The 15,182-nt window shown below is 41.5% G+C and carries 13 protein-coding genes; all 13 read right to left on the minus strand.

The window, feature by feature from the left end:
- Position 1: 1 nt before the first annotated feature.
- A complete protein-coding gene (locus HM131_RS12250) occupies positions 2 to 706 on the minus strand; it encodes a DUF881 domain-containing protein (protein ID WP_085030030.1) in 705 nt (234 codons plus the stop codon).
- An 11-nt stretch (positions 707 to 717) separates the two neighbouring features.
- A complete protein-coding gene (locus HM131_RS12255; RefSeq protein ID WP_232324776.1) occupies positions 718 to 1,419 on the minus strand; it encodes a DUF881 domain-containing protein in 702 nt (233 codons plus the stop codon).
- Positions 1,403 to 2,338, minus strand: a complete 936-nt coding sequence (locus HM131_RS12260) for a cell division protein FtsQ/DivIB (RefSeq protein WP_085030031.1) — start codon at positions 2,336 to 2,338, stop codon at positions 1,403 to 1,405. Before HM131_RS12260 ends, HM131_RS12255 begins: the two co-directional genes overlap by 17 nt.
- A 284-nt stretch (positions 2,339 to 2,622) precedes the next feature.
- Positions 2,623 to 3,726 carry a stage V sporulation protein E gene (spoVE, locus tag HM131_RS12265; protein WP_085030032.1) on the minus strand — a complete coding sequence of 368 codons (1,104 nt, stop codon included), beginning with the start codon at positions 3,724 to 3,726 and terminating at the stop codon, positions 2,623 to 2,625.
- Between the two features lie 62 nt (positions 3,727 to 3,788).
- Positions 3,789 to 5,135: a UDP-N-acetylmuramoyl-L-alanine--D-glutamate ligase gene (gene murD, locus HM131_RS12270; RefSeq protein WP_085030033.1), complete on the minus strand. Its 1,347-nt coding sequence runs from the start codon at positions 5,133 to 5,135 to the stop codon at positions 3,789 to 3,791.
- Positions 5,132 to 6,118 carry a phospho-N-acetylmuramoyl-pentapeptide-transferase gene (gene mraY / locus HM131_RS12275; protein ID WP_085030034.1) on the minus strand — a complete coding sequence of 329 codons (987 nt, stop codon included), beginning with the start codon at positions 6,116 to 6,118 and terminating at the stop codon, positions 5,132 to 5,134. Before mraY ends, murD begins: the two co-directional genes overlap by 4 nt.
- A gap of 40 nt (positions 6,119 to 6,158) precedes the next feature.
- Entirely contained in the window at positions 6,159 to 7,517 is a 1,359-nt protein-coding gene (locus tag HM131_RS12280) for a UDP-N-acetylmuramoyl-tripeptide--D-alanyl-D-alanine ligase (protein WP_085030035.1), read from the minus strand.
- Complete coding sequence (locus tag HM131_RS12285) at positions 7,517 to 8,989, minus strand: UDP-N-acetylmuramoyl-L-alanyl-D-glutamate--2,6-diaminopimelate ligase (protein ID WP_085030036.1); 1,473 nt, start codon at positions 8,987 to 8,989, stop codon at positions 7,517 to 7,519. The genes HM131_RS12280 and HM131_RS12285 overlap by 1 nt, the downstream gene beginning before the upstream one ends.
- A 71-nt stretch (positions 8,990 to 9,060) precedes the next feature.
- Complete coding sequence (locus HM131_RS12290) at positions 9,061 to 10,983, minus strand: stage V sporulation protein D (protein ID WP_085030037.1); 1,923 nt, start codon at positions 10,981 to 10,983, stop codon at positions 9,061 to 9,063.
- An 86-nt stretch (positions 10,984 to 11,069) separates the two neighbouring features.
- Positions 11,070 to 13,217 carry a penicillin-binding protein gene (locus tag HM131_RS12295; protein ID WP_085030038.1) on the minus strand — a complete coding sequence of 716 codons (2,148 nt, stop codon included), beginning with the start codon at positions 13,215 to 13,217 and terminating at the stop codon, positions 11,070 to 11,072.
- Between the two features lie 18 nt (positions 13,218 to 13,235).
- On the minus strand, positions 13,236 to 13,604 hold the full coding sequence (gene ftsL, locus HM131_RS12300; RefSeq protein ID WP_085030039.1) for a cell division protein FtsL: 369 nt from the start codon (positions 13,602 to 13,604) through the stop codon (positions 13,236 to 13,238).
- Positions 13,601 to 14,581, minus strand: coding sequence for a 16S rRNA (cytosine(1402)-N(4))-methyltransferase RsmH (gene rsmH / locus HM131_RS12305; RefSeq protein WP_085030040.1), 981 nt, complete (start codon positions 14,579 to 14,581; stop codon positions 13,601 to 13,603). Before rsmH ends, ftsL begins: the two co-directional genes overlap by 4 nt.
- A gap of 23 nt (positions 14,582 to 14,604) precedes the next feature.
- Entirely contained in the window at positions 14,605 to 15,036 is a 432-nt protein-coding gene (mraZ, locus tag HM131_RS12310; RefSeq protein WP_085030041.1) for a division/cell wall cluster transcriptional repressor MraZ, read from the minus strand.
- Positions 15,037 to 15,182: the final 146 nt, after the last annotated feature.

Raw genomic sequence — 15,182 nt, forward strand, 5'->3', positions numbered from 1 at the left:
GTCATTCACCAATTTCTTCTAATTTTTCTAAATGTAATGGATCATCATATTTGGGTAACGTGATACCCTCCTTTATTTCAGCAGTCAGATCCAAATTCTCGATGCTGAAAATATCTTTGGATGGGCTGGTATTGATATAATCTTTTAGCTTCTCAGCATTATCCGCCAGTACTTGGATGCTGACAGGTAACGGGAGTAAAGGACGATTGTTTACGTAAGTGGAACCATTGACATTGCGTATAGGAGACAAACTCGTAATCCGCTCGTTTCCAACAGCTATGTCTGTCGCTCCAAATGCATTCAATTCATTAATAAGTCTGCTTAACATCTGTGGACTGAGAGAAGGATATTCTTGTTCTCCTGAAAAATTTTCAAGGAAGATCGGTGAGATTGTGATTTCTACCCCATTCCCTCTTTTCTCAGTAAGACCTACCTTCTCTTCTAGCTTCTCAATTGAATTTTTCAATATCTCAATTTGATCTTCTGATGATTTTTGCTCATAACTCTGGATTGTCTTATCAACGGCTGATAGTTTCTTTAAAAGCTCTTGTTGAATATCCTGCTGTTCTTTAAGGGCCTCTCTTACTTCCCATTCATCTCTGGTATCACGGACTTCAGGTTTAGCCGTCGTTTGAAATTGTACAGCAACCATAAATCCGACAAACAAGCACACGAGGGAAACCATCCACATAGATTGTCTATTCATAAGTGTTCAGTTCACCCTTCAGCGGATAGCTTCGCTTGCATTTGTATTTCAGCTTCTTTGGACATTTCAACATCTACATGATCACTCAAAAGATAATCAATGATCCCTTGGGTTAAGTCTAAGCTTGAATAGAGAATATCTGAGTCTCCAATTGCCGTAATGACGAAAGGAGCAGGATGCTGGATGCCATCTACCGTGATTACAGGTCCTGTACAAGAAATATAGCTATCACTGAAAATACGCTGACCATTTACCGCTATGGCTTTAGCACCTGCACTCAACAACTCATTGATGACCATGTGAATATGACTTTCATGTACAATATATTGATTTACCTGATCTTCTTCCGGGATGTATTCGGCATCTTTTAACGTAACTTCTACACCTGATCCTTGTAAAGGGAGCTCACCTGCAAGCATCTGGAGTTTATTTTTCCGTTGCACAAAATCTGCCACTACATTCTCGCTGTCTGCTAGTTTGCTGTCATACTCCTGTATTTTGTCACGCTTTACTTTAAGTTCTTCTCTCAGTTCTTTATTCTTTTCTTCCATTTCTAAAAGCTGTTGTTTGTAAAAATAATCTTTTTCCCATTGTGAATCACTTAACTGCACCATTTGAGGGATGTTTGCCGTTTGTTGATAATTATAGGCTACAAGAAATCCTGAGGTAAATAAAACGAGAGAAAGGATCAATGGTTTACCCTTGATTCTCATCGGAGCTCTCCTCTTGGATGCTTTCCTCATCAGGGCTGTCCGTATGACCTTGTTCAACACTTTGGTTATTTTCTTGCTGGACGGCTTCTTGCTGGCTGCTTTCTTGTTGACTATCCTCTTGCTCTACACTCTCTTCCCCAGCCTGTTCAGTACTTTCTTGTTGTTCTTGTTCCGCCTCGGTAAATTCCTCAAAATAAGCACCTACATCAATATGGATAATACCTTCAAGCCCTTCATCCAGCTGAGATACGATGGAAGGATACGCTGGCATCTTACTTGAGAAGGTACGTATCGAAGCAAGCACTTGATAACCATCTGTCATATACAAACGAATTTGATAAGGGTTGTCCTCTTTTGGCTCCCAATGAATTTCAGAAATCAGACTTGAAACACTATCTGGCAGCTCTTTTAACTCCTGTGACATTTCTTTTAAATACGTGGGCTTATTAAAGCCAGCTAATATGGGAGCGTCTCCTCCAGGTAAAGGGGAAGTGGATTTAAGTTCTGTACCATTTTCCAATATAGGGCGGAACTCACCGTTTTCTTTTACATATCCGATTCGTTCGGCCTCTTCCACTTCAATTTCTACCGTACTGGGAAACTTTCGATTTACATCTGCAAAAGTGATTTCGTTATGTGATTCCAGACGTTTTTTAATTTTGTCGCTTTCTACTTGCCAAATATTCGTATCATTAGTGATCTTAGAGATTTCTTTAATCTCGTCTTCACTCACATGCTGTTGACCTTTGACAACGACCTCCCTTACATCACTAAGAGGGGATTGTAAATAAACGACAGTCGCAATCAAAAGAAATAAAATCGTCAGATAAACGATCAATCGACGATTCGCCTTCTTTTTTCTTGTTTGCTTAAGTTTTGGTATACGATCTTCTATGGAAACAATTTTTCTTTCTTCCATAACGGGCATTTCTCCTTACTGATGACACCCTTGAGTTGTGATTCACGGTTGCAAAAAAATAAGCTAAACCCATATCTAAGCTAAGGTTTTTCACCTTATTGATGTAAATCCCATTATATCATAAATTTGGGTGTAGATATTGATAGAGTTGAACTAGTTTTTAATAAAAAATTAATTAATTGTATCGCTGATCAACTACTTATGTACCTGTCCATCGTACATTTTTCAATCAGATAGAAGAACAATACAAAAAAAGAGGGTGCAGATCATATTCTGCCCCTCCCCTATTCTCGATTAGAAAATCTGCTGACGCTAAGCAGTAACCCTAAAGATGCCAATGTCAGCGTCAATGAAGAACCGCCATAACTAACCAGAGGGAGTGTGATTCCTGTCACCGGAATCAACCCTGTGACAACACTTACATTGATCATCACCTGGATGGAGATCATTCCTACTATTCCTAGAGCTAGCAACGAGCCGAAAAGATCAGGAGCGTTGAGGCTTGTACGTACCCCTCTCCAGAGAAGAACAAAAAACAATGCCAAGACAAGAAATCCTCCTAAGAATCCAAGTTCTTCAGCTAGAACAGCAAAGATAAAGTCTGTTTGGGGCTCTGGGAGATAAAAGAATTTTTGCATGCTATTCCCTAAGCCGAGTCCTAAAAGTCCACCTGGTCCAATTGCGTACAAAGATTGTATAATTTGAAAGCCTGCCCCTAATGGGTCTTCCCACGGGTGTAAAAAAGCGGTGATCCTTTTGATACGATAGGGAGCGGAGGCAATTAAGCCAACCATCCCGGCCATACCTGCTGCTGCAATCCACATAAAGTGGCTGATTCTTGCACCAGCTGTAAACATCATGACAAGACATGTCCCAACCATAACGACCCCTGTACCAAGATCGGGCTGCAGCATAATGAGGGCAAACGGCACTAGAATAAGTGCGAGACCAGGCAAGAAACCTTCCTGGAAGGAGTTCATCCGCTTTTGCCTGTCCGATAAAAAGCGTGCTAGGAAAAGAATCAGACCTAGCTTCATGAATTCAGATGGCTGGATACTGAACATTCCTACCCCGATCCAGCTTCTCGCTCCTCCACGAACCATCCCAACTCCTGGAATCAATACAGCAATCAAAAAAACGAGACAAATGAGAAGAATCCACTTTGCATGAGAGTACCAGAAGTAATAAGGGATTCGTGATAACGTTACCATCGCTATTAGCCCAGCTGTGGCAAAGAGAATTTGTCTCTTAGCATAAAACCATGGATCATCAAACTTATACTCTGACCAGATACTTGATGAACTGTAAACCATGACAATCCCAATCACCAATATACCGATAATGGCGGCATTTAACCATAAATCCGGCTTTTTTTGTTTTTCTTCCATAAAAAAAGCCCTACCTCCCATCTGGATGGAAAACAGGGCTATAAGCTTGTTCGCATAAGCCCTTAGTTCAGCTTATGCACAGCATCGATAAACATGTTGCCTCTTTCTTCAAAAGTTCTGTATTGATCCCAACTCGCACAGGCAGGGGAAAGCAATATAACATCTCCTTGGACGGAAATCTTGTTGGCTTTCTCCACAGCTTCCTGCATTCCGTTCACCTTAACAATCTTCTCAACCCCTGCTTGCTTCCCTGTTTCTTCTAACAGATCAGCCGTTTCACCAAAGAGAACCATACCTTTGACAGAGCCAAGATAAGGAGCCAGGCTTTCAAATGTGGTTCCCCGATCAAGTCCGCCGGCAAGTAAAATAACAGGCTGCTTAAAGGAACGCAAAGCATAAGAAGTAGCTAGAATATTCGTGGCCTTTGAATCATTATAAAAAGAACGGCCATTTTTCTCCGTTACAAATTGTAGGCGATGTTCTACTCCTGAAAATGTTGTTAATACTTTATGAATTGCTTTATTATCTACACCATTAACTTTTACCGCAGCAATCGTAGCTAAAATATTTTGCAAATTTTGCTCACCGACGAGGACGATTTCTTTTACTTTCATAATAGGTTCTTCATAAAAATAAACCCATTCACCGTCGGACCATGCCCCTTCTACTTGATGTTTAGTAGAAAAGGCTACTAGCTTAGCTTTGGTACGTGAAGTATAGGCGTTAATCTTCTCATCATCAGCGTTAAAAACAAGAGTATCCGCTTCTGTCTGATTTTCCATAATTTTCACTTTCGCCTCATGATAGTTCTCGAGTGTGCCATGATAATCGAGATGAGCTTCATAAAGGTTTAATAAGACAGAGATATCCGGCCGGAAATTTTCCGTTCCAAGCAGTTGGAAGGAAGACAATTCAACCACCATGGTCTCTTCGTCTGTGGTGGAACGTGCCACTTCACAAGACACTTTTCCGATATTTCCCGCAACAGCTACTGGCTGATGGTCTGCCTTTATTATTTCATGAATCAATGTTGTTGTTGTCGTTTTTCCATTAGAGCCCGTTACCGCAATTAGCGGCCCATTATGAAGGTGGCCTGCAAGCTCAACTTCGGTCACGACTGGTATTTTCCTTTTCACACTTTCTTCCACAACAGGATTTTCATATGGGATCCCTGGGTTTTTGACTAATAGATCGATATCATCCAATACGGTCAAAGGGTGTCCTCCAGTAATGATATCTGCCCCTTTTTGTTTTAACCGCTGAATCTCTTCGCTAGATTCAACTGCGTTTTTATCATTTATCCTTACGTTTACCCCACTGTCCAACAGTAAATGGGCAGCAGCCGTTCCACTTTTGGCTAACCCAAGGACGAGTACATGCTTGTAAGGGAAAGATTCTAATTTTTTCATCCGAACATCACCTCAATATAAATACCAAGAACAGCAAAAATTAATCCTACCGCCCAGAATGTCGTTACGACCCGCCACTCTGACCAGCCCTTCAATTCATAGTGGTGATGTAAAGGACTCATCTTAAATACACGCTTTCCAGTCGTTTTAAAAGAAATAACCTGAATAATAACAGACAGAGTCTCTAGTACAAAAACACCGCCAATGATGACTAGGAGTAACTCCAATTTTGTCAAGATGGCTATAATAGCAATCGCGCCCCCGAGAGCCAGTGATCCTGTATCGCCCATGAATACTTTTGCAGGGTGAGCGTTAAACACTAAAAACCCTAGTAAAGCACCCACAACAGCCAAAGCGAAAATCGTAACATCAATATTGGTATCTCCTGTCCATGTGAGAATACCAAAAGCACCAAACGCGATTGCTGCAGTTCCAGCTAATAAACCATCAAGCCCGTCGGTAAGGTTCACGGCATTGGAACCTCCAACAAGCATGAAAAGAATGAGAAGTGCATATCCGAAACCTAATTCTACTTCCCATTCTGTCCCTGGAACTCCAATAGTTGTAGGAAAATCATTTTGCCTTAAGATCATGTAAACGACAATCGCAATAATGATTTGACCGAGCATTTTCTGTTTTGAAGTCAATCCAAGGTTCCGTTTTAATGCAACTTTTATATAGTCATCTAGAAATCCTAGTAGTCCATAGCCTATAAGAACAAATAATACTAAAAACAAATGAATACTCGTTGATTCTGTATTAAACCAAAAAGAAGCAATCAATGTCGTTGCAATGACTGCTAAGATAATCATAACGCCGCCCATTGTTGGTGTTCCAGATTTTTTCTGGTGTGACTGAGGCCCTTCTTCTCTAATCGCCTGACCGAACTTCAATCTTCTTAAAAACGGAATAATCATCGGCGATATCACGACAGTAATCATGAATGATAATGCCATAGTGATTAGTAATATGTATTCGTCCATGTATTGCTCCTCCTTATACTTTATCGTCATCGCCGTAGGTTTACTCTGTTAATTCTTCAAGCAGCTCTTCAAGCTTCATTCCTCTGGATGCCTTGATTAATACTACTGTTTCAGACGTCAACATCGGGCGTACATGATGACATAAAGCTTTTTTATCTTTGAAATGCGAAGTTTGAATAGTTGGCTTGTGCTGACTCACAGCCTTAGAAATTTTCTCAGAATGATCACCGATTGTAAAGAGAGCATGAATGTTTTCATCAATCGCCTCTGCTACACTTTCATGTAATTCTTCTGATTGCTCGCCAAGTTCAAACATATCACCTAATATTAACACTTTTTTGGATTTGGATGTTAATTGGGCGACAACTTCAATAACAGCTCTCATAGATGTCGGAGAGGCATTGTAAGCGTCGTTAATAATAAGGGAATGATTGAGCCCTTCTACTTTCTCAAACCTCATCCCTGACATCTCAAGCTGAAGGAAGCCTTTTTGTACCTCTTCTTTTGTTAGTCCAAGTTGTTCAGCTAGGGCAATTACGTAGCTTGCATTTTTCACATTATGGCGGCCGGCCATTGGCAATTTGTACGTATGGCCAGTCACCGAGAATACACTCTCATCATCGGAAAGTTCTTCAACCACGATTGGATAAGCATTATTTTCATCAAACCCACAAGAAATAGTTGATCGCTGCTTCTTCACATTAAAAAGAAGCGGTTCATCTCCGTCAATAATAAGGCGGCCATTTTGTTTCAATCCGTCTGTAATTTCTAACTTAGCCGCTGCGATCGCTTTCCTTGAACCGAGATTTTCAATATGAGACTCACCAATATTAGTAATAATCGCGTGATCCGGATGCGCCAAATTGGAAAGCACAGAAATTTCACCTGCTTTATCCATCCCCATTTCCAGCACAAGTGCCTCTGTATCTTGATTCATATTAAGAATCGTCAAAGGAAGACCGATATGGTTGTTGAAATTGCCCTGAGTTTTATGAGTCTTAAAGTGAGTGGACAGTACAGAGGCCACCATATCCTTCGTAGTTGTTTTTCCATTTGAGCCTGTGACGCCAACAACTATTGGTGAAATTTTATTTAAATAATAAGTGGCGAGTTCCTGCAGTCCCTTTGTAGTGTCCTCAACCAAGAAAACTGGAAAATCTGTAGGAATCATAGCAGGCAACTCACGATCTTTTTGCCATAGTGATGCTACGGCACCTTTCTTTATAGCTTCCGCTAAAAATTGATGGGCATCGAAAGATTCTCCAATGATCGGTACAAACAAGCTTTGGCTTGATTCTTTCCTTGTGTCCGTCATAATCTCATTGATTGGAATTCGATCCCTCGCCGCTCCTCTAAAATCTGAAAAAAGTGTTGATAGTTCTTGAGCTTCAAAAATCATTATGGACTCTCCTTCATACTTCTTAGAATCTTTCTTGCAATCTCACAATCATCAAAATGATGACGGACCCCGTTTATTTCCTGATACGTTTCATGTCCTTTTCCTGCAATTAATACAACATCTCCTTGATATGCTGCCTTCAATGCAGATTCAATTGCATCTTCCCGGCTTTCAATAATTTTATAGGTTCCCTGTAAATGATTGGTCATATCTTTAAAAATTTGCTTTGGACTTTCAGTACGCGGATTGTCTGATGTGAAAATCACATGATCTGCCCATTTAATAGCCACTTGAGCCATTAAAGGACGTTTGCTGCGATCACGATCTCCTCCGCAACCGACAACGACGTGGATCTGGCCCGTGCACAATTCAGCTATCGTCTTCAGTACGTTCTCCAAGGAATCAGGTGTATGGGCATAATCTACCACTACACCATAGTCTTGCCCTTCTCTAACAGGTTCGAAACGTCCACGGACGCCCCTCGATTGGTTAAAAGCTTGTTGAATGACTGATAAAGGGATATCTGAGAGAAGAGCGGCTCCTGCAGCGGCAAGCATGTTATAAACATTAAAAAGCCCCATTAGCGGGCTATCAATACGTACTTCACTCTCTGGAGTCGTAAGCGTAAAGGTTGTTCCCGTCTCCTTAAGCATGCAATCCTTCGCCATAATATCAGCTCGATGGTTGATTCCATAAGTCAGTAGAGGCTGGGAAGTGGATCTGATAAATCTTTTAGCCACAGGTGAATCCATGTTTATAATAGCGTATTTGTCACGTCCACTATTATACCCATTTCCCAATTGAGCGAACAATAGGGACTTAGCCCGAAGATAATCATCAAAATCATGATGATAATCCAAATGGTCTCTCGTTAAATTCGTAAAGATGGCAATATCGAAATCACAGCCATATACTCTGCCTTGATCGAGCGCATGAGAGGATACCTCCATAATGGCCGTGTCCACTCTTGATTTTTTCATCATGGAGAGATACTTTTGGATTGAAAGGGCATCAGGTGTCGTATTTTTGACTGGATAGGCTTTCCCTGCCACACATATTTGTATGGTTCCGATTAAGCCTGTAACCTTTTTATGACGGCAGAATATTTCATCGAGCAAATACGTAATGGTCGTCTTGCCATTTGTTCCAGTCACTCCTATGACGTGAAGACTTTCTGACGGATGACCGTAAAAGGTGGATGCCACCATGGCCAGTGCCCTTACAGTATCATTGACTAAAATGACAGGGACACTAGTATCTACACGTTCTTCGCACATGACAGCGACAGCCCCATTGTTTACAGCATCCTGGACATAGTCATGACCATCCACCTTAATTCCCCTTATACAAACAAAAAGGTCGCCAGGACCAATGGATCTTGAATCCATTGAAATCCCTTGAACCGTTAATTTCGAAATGGGCTGAGTTACTTGATAAAAAGGAAGGTGCTCCAACAACTTTTTCATTTTCATAACCTTCACCCTTACTCACATACAAGACGTATTATATCAAACAGACGAACCTCCTGTATGCTCTCTTTTTTTTAATTTCCCATATATACCCTTACTTTCGAACCGCTTGGAACCTTAACCCCTGCTTCTGGGGCCTGAGTAATGACCTTATTACCTTTTCCGCTTACTTCTACTTCCAATGGAGTAAGGAGGTTTTTCAGTTCTTTTTTCTCCATCCCTGTAACGTTTGGCACTTCAACGAGCGGTTCATCTGGCCAGGAATATTCCTTCTCCAGACCATCCTTTCGAGGCTTGACTCCCAATACTCTCAGACTGTCCTCCATAATGTTCCCGACAATTGGTGCAGCGACTACGCCACCAAATTGAACGGTGTTTTTAGGATTATCAATCGCAAGGTACACAACAAGCTCAGGGTCATCAGCAGGAGCAAAACCGATAAAGGAAACGATATGGTTATTTTCCATATATTTACCATCAGGACCTACCTTTTGTGCTGTTCCTGTCTTCCCTCCAACACGGTATCCTTCTACATAAGCTCCTCGACCTGTTCCTTTCGCGACTACACTTTCGAGTGCACCACGAATTTGTTTGGACGTCTCTTCTGAAATGACCCTCTTCTTCAATTTAGGTTCATTCTTTTCCAGTACATCTCCGGATACAGGGTCAAGCCAAGCCTCTTGAATATAAGGTTCATAATAGTATCCACCATTAACTGCAGCTGCCACGGCCATGACTTGTTGAATCGGTGTAACAGAGACCCCTTGACCAAATGCCGTAGTCGCCTGTTCAACAGGGCCCACATTTTCAGGTTTAAAGAGGATTCCTTTACCTTCTCCCTCTAAGTCTATGCCCGTTTTCTCACCAAAACCGAACAAATCGATATATTCAAAGAGTTTATCTTTACCCAGACGCTGTCCCAATTCTACAAAGCCGGGGTTACAGGAGTTTTGCACAACTTCCAGGAAAGTCTGATCTCCATGACCACCGCGTTTCCAGCAATGGAGGGTAGCTCCATCTACTTTGACGGCTCCCGAATCATGAAAATGTTCATCTTGTAAATTCACGAGATTTTCTTCAAGGGCTGCTGCAAGAGTGATAATCTTGAACGTTGACCCCGGCTCATACGTACTCCACACAGGCAAATTTCTGTTATAGACCTTAGGGTCAACTTCTTGATAATTAGCAGGATTAAAGTTCGGACGTGAGGCCATTCCGACGACTTGTCCTGTATCAGGATCGACCGCTAACGCTACTGCCCCGTCAGGATTATACTTTGCAACAGCAATGTCCAGCTCACGTTCAATGATAGATTGTACTTTGTAATCAATGGTTAACTGCAAATCTTTTCCGTCTACAGGAGGTTTATAAACATCCGCCATATCAGGCATACGTTTCCCTTTTGCGTCAGAGAAAAAGGATAGCGCGCCCTTTTCACCTCTTAATTCTTCATCATAGTGAGCCTCAAGACCAAGCAATCCTTGATTATCAATTCCGCTGAAGCCTAGAACATGAGAAAGAAAAGATCCATGCGGATAATAACGTTCAGAGTCTTCTGCGATGTATACCCCTGGCATCGAAAGAGATTGTATCGCTTTCGCCTGAGCTTCTGAAACCTTTCTTCCTTCAGGGTGGATCTTCTCAATGGATATTTGTTTCGTCACATGCGTGTAAGCTTTCTCAACACTCATTTCAAGGATCTGTGCTAAGTTTTTGGCAGTCGTTTCAGGATCTTTGATTTGTCTGGGTACAACCATCACTGTAGGCGCTGACTGGTTGCCTACGAGAACTTCACCATTCGTATCTAAGATTTTCCCCCGTTCAGGCTCGAAAGTGATGTCACGACTCCACGATTCCTCCGCTTTTGAAATAAGGAAATCACTGAGGAAAAATTGAACATAGCCTAATCTTCCGATAATAACCATAAAAATAACCATTCCAAAAAGAAAAACAGTGATTAATCGTTTCTTGACTATTACTTGTGATACTCGTCTCATCTCCATAACTCCTTTAAAAGTCGTTAGAGTCGGCTTGTATCACTATATGCAATCAAGAAACGATTAGAACACTGCCTGGAATGGCCTTATTCTGTATTCGGCGGGGATAGTTCTACAACTAAATACCCGTCTTCTTTTATTTTCGACCCTTCTGTAATTCCTTGGGAGATTACATATCCGTTCCCCATCGTTTCAATATTTAAATTGAAGTATTCTGCAAATCGATGGACATCTCTTAAGGAATAACCAGTTAGATCCGGCATTTCCGGTTCATCCGTAATCACCATAATCCGTTGATTCTTCAGCACCTTGGTTCCTGGAGCAGGGAGAATATCTACGACTCTTTCTCCATTCCCAATCATTTCAACGCTGCTGAAAGTTTCTTTTAGCTTTGCTTCAGCTTCATTTGAAGACATATCTTTTACATCTGGCAATTTTTGCTGAGATACACTGTTATCTTCGTCTTTATCCGGCTGAATATCTAGATAGTGCAAACTATTCTCCATAACTGTTCTGGTAATGTAAGAAACAGGTTCTGAACCTAATTCCGTAGGTTCAAGGTCTGGCTGTTTTACAGCTACATACATCAACAGTTCAGGATCATCTTTCGGAGCCATTCCCATGAATGAGAATACGTAGTTTTCACGTCCAGACATATAGCCGCCCCCGGGCTTATTGATTTGTGCTGTTCCCGTTTTACCAGCAAGAGAGTAGTCATCCAGCTTAAAGGACTGTCCTGTTCCGTTTTCAGAAGTTACGACCTCTCCCATAAGATCTCTGACTTTCTCAGCTGTATCTTCAGAAATTGGTTCACCAAGCACTTCTGGTTTCCCTTCTTTTAGGACTTCCCCAGTTTCACTGGAAGTAATTTCCGATAGCATATAGGGCTGCATAATCTTCCCGTCGTTAGCAATAGATGTCGCAGCGGTCATCAGCTGCATAGGAGTAAATGTAGACCCCTGTCCAAAGCCTGTTGTAATCTGTTCAATTGGACGTTCATAGACCACTCTACCTGTAAGTTCTCCAGGAAGGTCGATCCCAGATTTGTCTGTCAGATTAAATGCAGACAAATATTTACGAAACTTTGTTGGCCCAAGTTTTTCATAAACAAGCTTGGAAGCTGCGACGTTGGAGGAGCGTTGGAAACCTTCATCATAAGAAATCTTTCCCCAGCCTTCTCCATTATTATGGTCACCAATCGATTGAGAGTTCTCCGTTACCTTGTAAGTACCGGACTGAAACAACTCGTTACCACTATAGGCGCCATCTTCAATCGCTGCGGCCCAGGTAAAGATTTTCATAGTCGAACCTGGTTCAAAAGGATAGGAAATCAAGTCATTGTACCAGTTCTGTACATTTCCAATGTCGTTCGGGTTATAACTCGGACGGTTACTCATGGCTAGAATCTCGCCTGTATCAGGGTCCATAACAGCAGCCATGATTTTTTCAGGACTGTACTGTTCATCCACTTGACTCATGGCGTCCTCAAGGAAGGTTTGAATTTTTTGATCAATCGTCAAATGAACGTCTTCACCATTGTCTGGCTCTGTCATCACTTGATTCGGATCCAGCAATTTGGTTCCGTATTTATCTCGTTCGTACTTAATTGAACCCTTCTTTTCCTGTAAATACTTTTCCATCTGTTTTTCAATTCCCGTAACACCAGAAATCTTACCGTCCTCTGAACGGGCAAATCCAATGACATGAGAAGCGAATAAACCATTCGGGTAATACCTTTTTGCTTCTTCTTCAAATTCGATGCCGCTCAATTCAAGCTCTTTGATTTCCTCCATTTTTTCTTGGGATATTTCTCGCCCGTTTGAACCGAACTCAACTTGGAACCGCTCATTTTCCTTACCCGTTTCCATGATCTCAGCCATTTCATTTGCTTCCATATCCAACAAAGGAGCCAATGTTGACGCGGTCTTCTCAATGTCCGTCACATGATTGGGCTCCTTAGGATTTGTCGTATAATCAGGGTCTACAATGGCATATAGCCTGTACATCGGTCGATCATAAGCGAGGACCATGCCATTTTTATCAAAAATCTTTCCTCTTTTCGCGTCAATTTCATAAGAACTTGTACGGACATCCTTCGCCCATTTTTCCAAGTCTACTCCTTCGACCGTTGCCGTTGTCTCAATATATAAGAACCTTCCGGCAATGATGAGGAACATGAAAGAAAACGCCAAAATTAATAGAGCTGCACCTCTATGCGTGTTCGGACTTTTCATATCACATCACCAAATAATTTAGTTGCTGACTGTGCCAGCTTGTTTCACCTTCGCATTTTGGATATTCAATCCATTTTCTTTAGCTATTTTCAAAATGCGATCGGGATTGCTCAATTCTTTCACTTGATAAGCAAGGTTTTCATTCTGTGATTCCTGCTGAGAAATTTCCTTCTCTAAACTTCTAATATCACGGTTCAAAGAGTCCGTTGCAGCTGAAAACTGGACAAAGAAAATGGAAGCAGCAAGAACTGCTGTCGTTGAAATCGAGTATAAGAATTTCTCTCCTGTACTAATCCACCGTTTTTTATGGACCTTTACTTTAACCTGTTTTTGTTTTTCCGGTTGCTGTAAAGGCTGCTGGGCCTTTTTGGCATGCTCAAGGCTCATGTTCTCTTCCACCCTTCTTCATATTGAAATTCACTATTCCAAGGTTTGACTTTCTCTACCACCCTTAATTTCGCTGAGCGTGAGCGACGGTTCTCTTCAAGTTCAACATCTTCAGCTACAATCGGTTTTCGTGTTACAAGTTTGAATGGGGGCTGCTTATCATCCGGAATAACTGGAATATTTTTTGGTAAAGGCGGATTAGTACTCCATTTTTTAAAGGCTTGTTTGCACAAACGATCTTCTAAGGAATGAAAAGTAATGACGGCAATTCTTCCTCCGACAGAAACAACTCTTGCAGCCTGATGAAGACTGTCCTGAAAAGCTCCAAGTTCATCATTTACAGCAATACGAATCGCTTGAAATACTCGTTTGGCCGGATGCCCTCCTTTCCTTCTTGCAGGAGCTGGAATTCCATCTTTGATCAGCTCGACCAGTTCTCCCGTCGTTTCGATCGGGCTTTCTTCACGAGCTTTTTCAATCTTCCTTGCAATCTGTTTCGAGAACTTTTCCTCACCATATTTAAAAAAGATACGCACTAAATCCTCAAATGGCCATTCGTTTACAACTTCTCTTGCAGTTAAATCAGCCGATTGATTCATGCGCATGTCCAGTGGTGCATCGTTTTGATAACTAAACCCACGTTCACCTACATCCAGTTGTGGACTTGAAACCCCGAGATCGTAAATAATTCCATCGATTCTTTCTACACCAATCTCTTGTAACTTTTCTTCAAGTTGGCGAAAATTCGCCTGAATAAATGTAATTTTACCTTCATACGGCTTTAATCTCTCTCTAGCGGCTTCTAGAGCCATTTCATCCTGGTCAAATGCATAAACATGACCACTGTCATCCAAATGGGATGCGATAAATTCTGTATGACCTCCACCACCGAGAGTGCAATCTACGTATGCCCCCTGAGGCTTAATATGTAGCTGCTCGATGGTTTCATTTTTTAACACACTATAATGTTCAAACATCGTCTCACTCGTTTCTCTGTCTATCAAATATCGAAATCTAACATGTTCTCTGCAATTTCAGAGAACGACTCTTCAGATGCCTCGAAATAAGTTTCCCAATTCTCACTGCTCCAAAATTCAATGCGGTTGGAAACGCCTATGACTACACATTCTTTCTCAAGTATCGCATATTTTCTGAGTGGCGGAGGAATGTTAATTCTTCCCTGTTTGTCCACCTCACACTCGACAGCTCCAGAAAAGAAGAATCTTGTAAAGGCACGGGCATCTTTCTTAGTCAGTGGGAGCTTCTTCAATTTCTCTTCAAGCAGCTTCCATTCGTTCATAGGATAAGCAAATAAGCATTGATCTAAACCTCTAGTGAGGACGAAGCTTTCCCCAAGATCTTGACGGAACTTGGAAGGGACAATAATTCGCCCTTTCGCATCAATGTTATGTTGAAATTCACCCATGAACATATGGTTCCCCCACCTTCTATTTTCAGCTTACCACATCGCCCCACTTTTCTCCACATACTTTTTATTCATTCGAAATGTAATAAAAAAATCCTGCCCCGCAGGGCAAGATTTTAAAGGTTTTTCTATTCATTTAATAGGGTGGGGGA

The sequence above is a fragment of the Halobacillus mangrovi genome, from assembly GCF_002097535.1.
In the GTDB taxonomy this organism is placed as follows: Bacteria; Bacillota; Bacilli; order Bacillales; family Halobacillaceae; genus Halobacillus; species Halobacillus mangrovi_A.

What these genes read in the sequence shown, in the direction of transcription:
- HM131_RS12250 (WP_085030030.1), bottom strand. Translation starts at nt 706, where the DNA reads ATGAATAGACAATCTATGTGGATGGTTTCCCTCGTGTGCTTGTTTGTC.
- HM131_RS12255 (WP_232324776.1), bottom strand. Translation starts at nt 1,419, where the DNA reads ATGAGAATCAAGGGTAAACCATTGATCCTTTCTCTCGTTTTATTTACC.
- HM131_RS12260 (WP_085030031.1), bottom strand. Translation starts at nt 2,338, where the DNA reads ATGGAAGAAAGAAAAATTGTTTCCATAGAAGATCGTATACCAAAACTT.
- spoVE (WP_085030032.1), bottom strand. Translation starts at nt 3,726, where the DNA reads ATGGAAGAAAAACAAAAAAAGCCGGATTTATGGTTAAATGCCGCCATT.
- murD (WP_085030033.1), bottom strand. Translation starts at nt 5,135, where the DNA reads ATGAAAAAATTAGAATCTTTCCCTTACAAGCATGTACTCGTCCTTGGG.
- mraY (WP_085030034.1), bottom strand. Translation starts at nt 6,118, where the DNA reads ATGGACGAATACATATTACTAATCACTATGGCATTATCATTCATGATT.
- HM131_RS12280 (WP_085030035.1), bottom strand. Translation starts at nt 7,517, where the DNA reads ATGATTTTTGAAGCTCAAGAACTATCAACACTTTTTTCAGATTTTAGA.
- HM131_RS12285 (WP_085030036.1), bottom strand. Translation starts at nt 8,989, where the DNA reads ATGAAAATGAAAAAGTTGTTGGAGCACCTTCCTTTTTATCAAGTAACT.
- HM131_RS12290 (WP_085030037.1), bottom strand. Translation starts at nt 10,983, where the DNA reads ATGAGACGAGTATCACAAGTAATAGTCAAGAAACGATTAATCACTGTT.
- HM131_RS12295 (WP_085030038.1), bottom strand. Translation starts at nt 13,217, where the DNA reads ATGAAAAGTCCGAACACGCATAGAGGTGCAGCTCTATTAATTTTGGCG.
- ftsL (WP_085030039.1), bottom strand. Translation starts at nt 13,604, where the DNA reads ATGAGCCTTGAGCATGCCAAAAAGGCCCAGCAGCCTTTACAGCAACCG.
- rsmH (WP_085030040.1), bottom strand. Translation starts at nt 14,581, where the DNA reads ATGTTTGAACATTATAGTGTGTTAAAAAATGAAACCATCGAGCAGCTA.
- mraZ (WP_085030041.1), bottom strand. Translation starts at nt 15,036, where the DNA reads ATGTTCATGGGTGAATTTCAACATAACATTGATGCGAAAGGGCGAATT.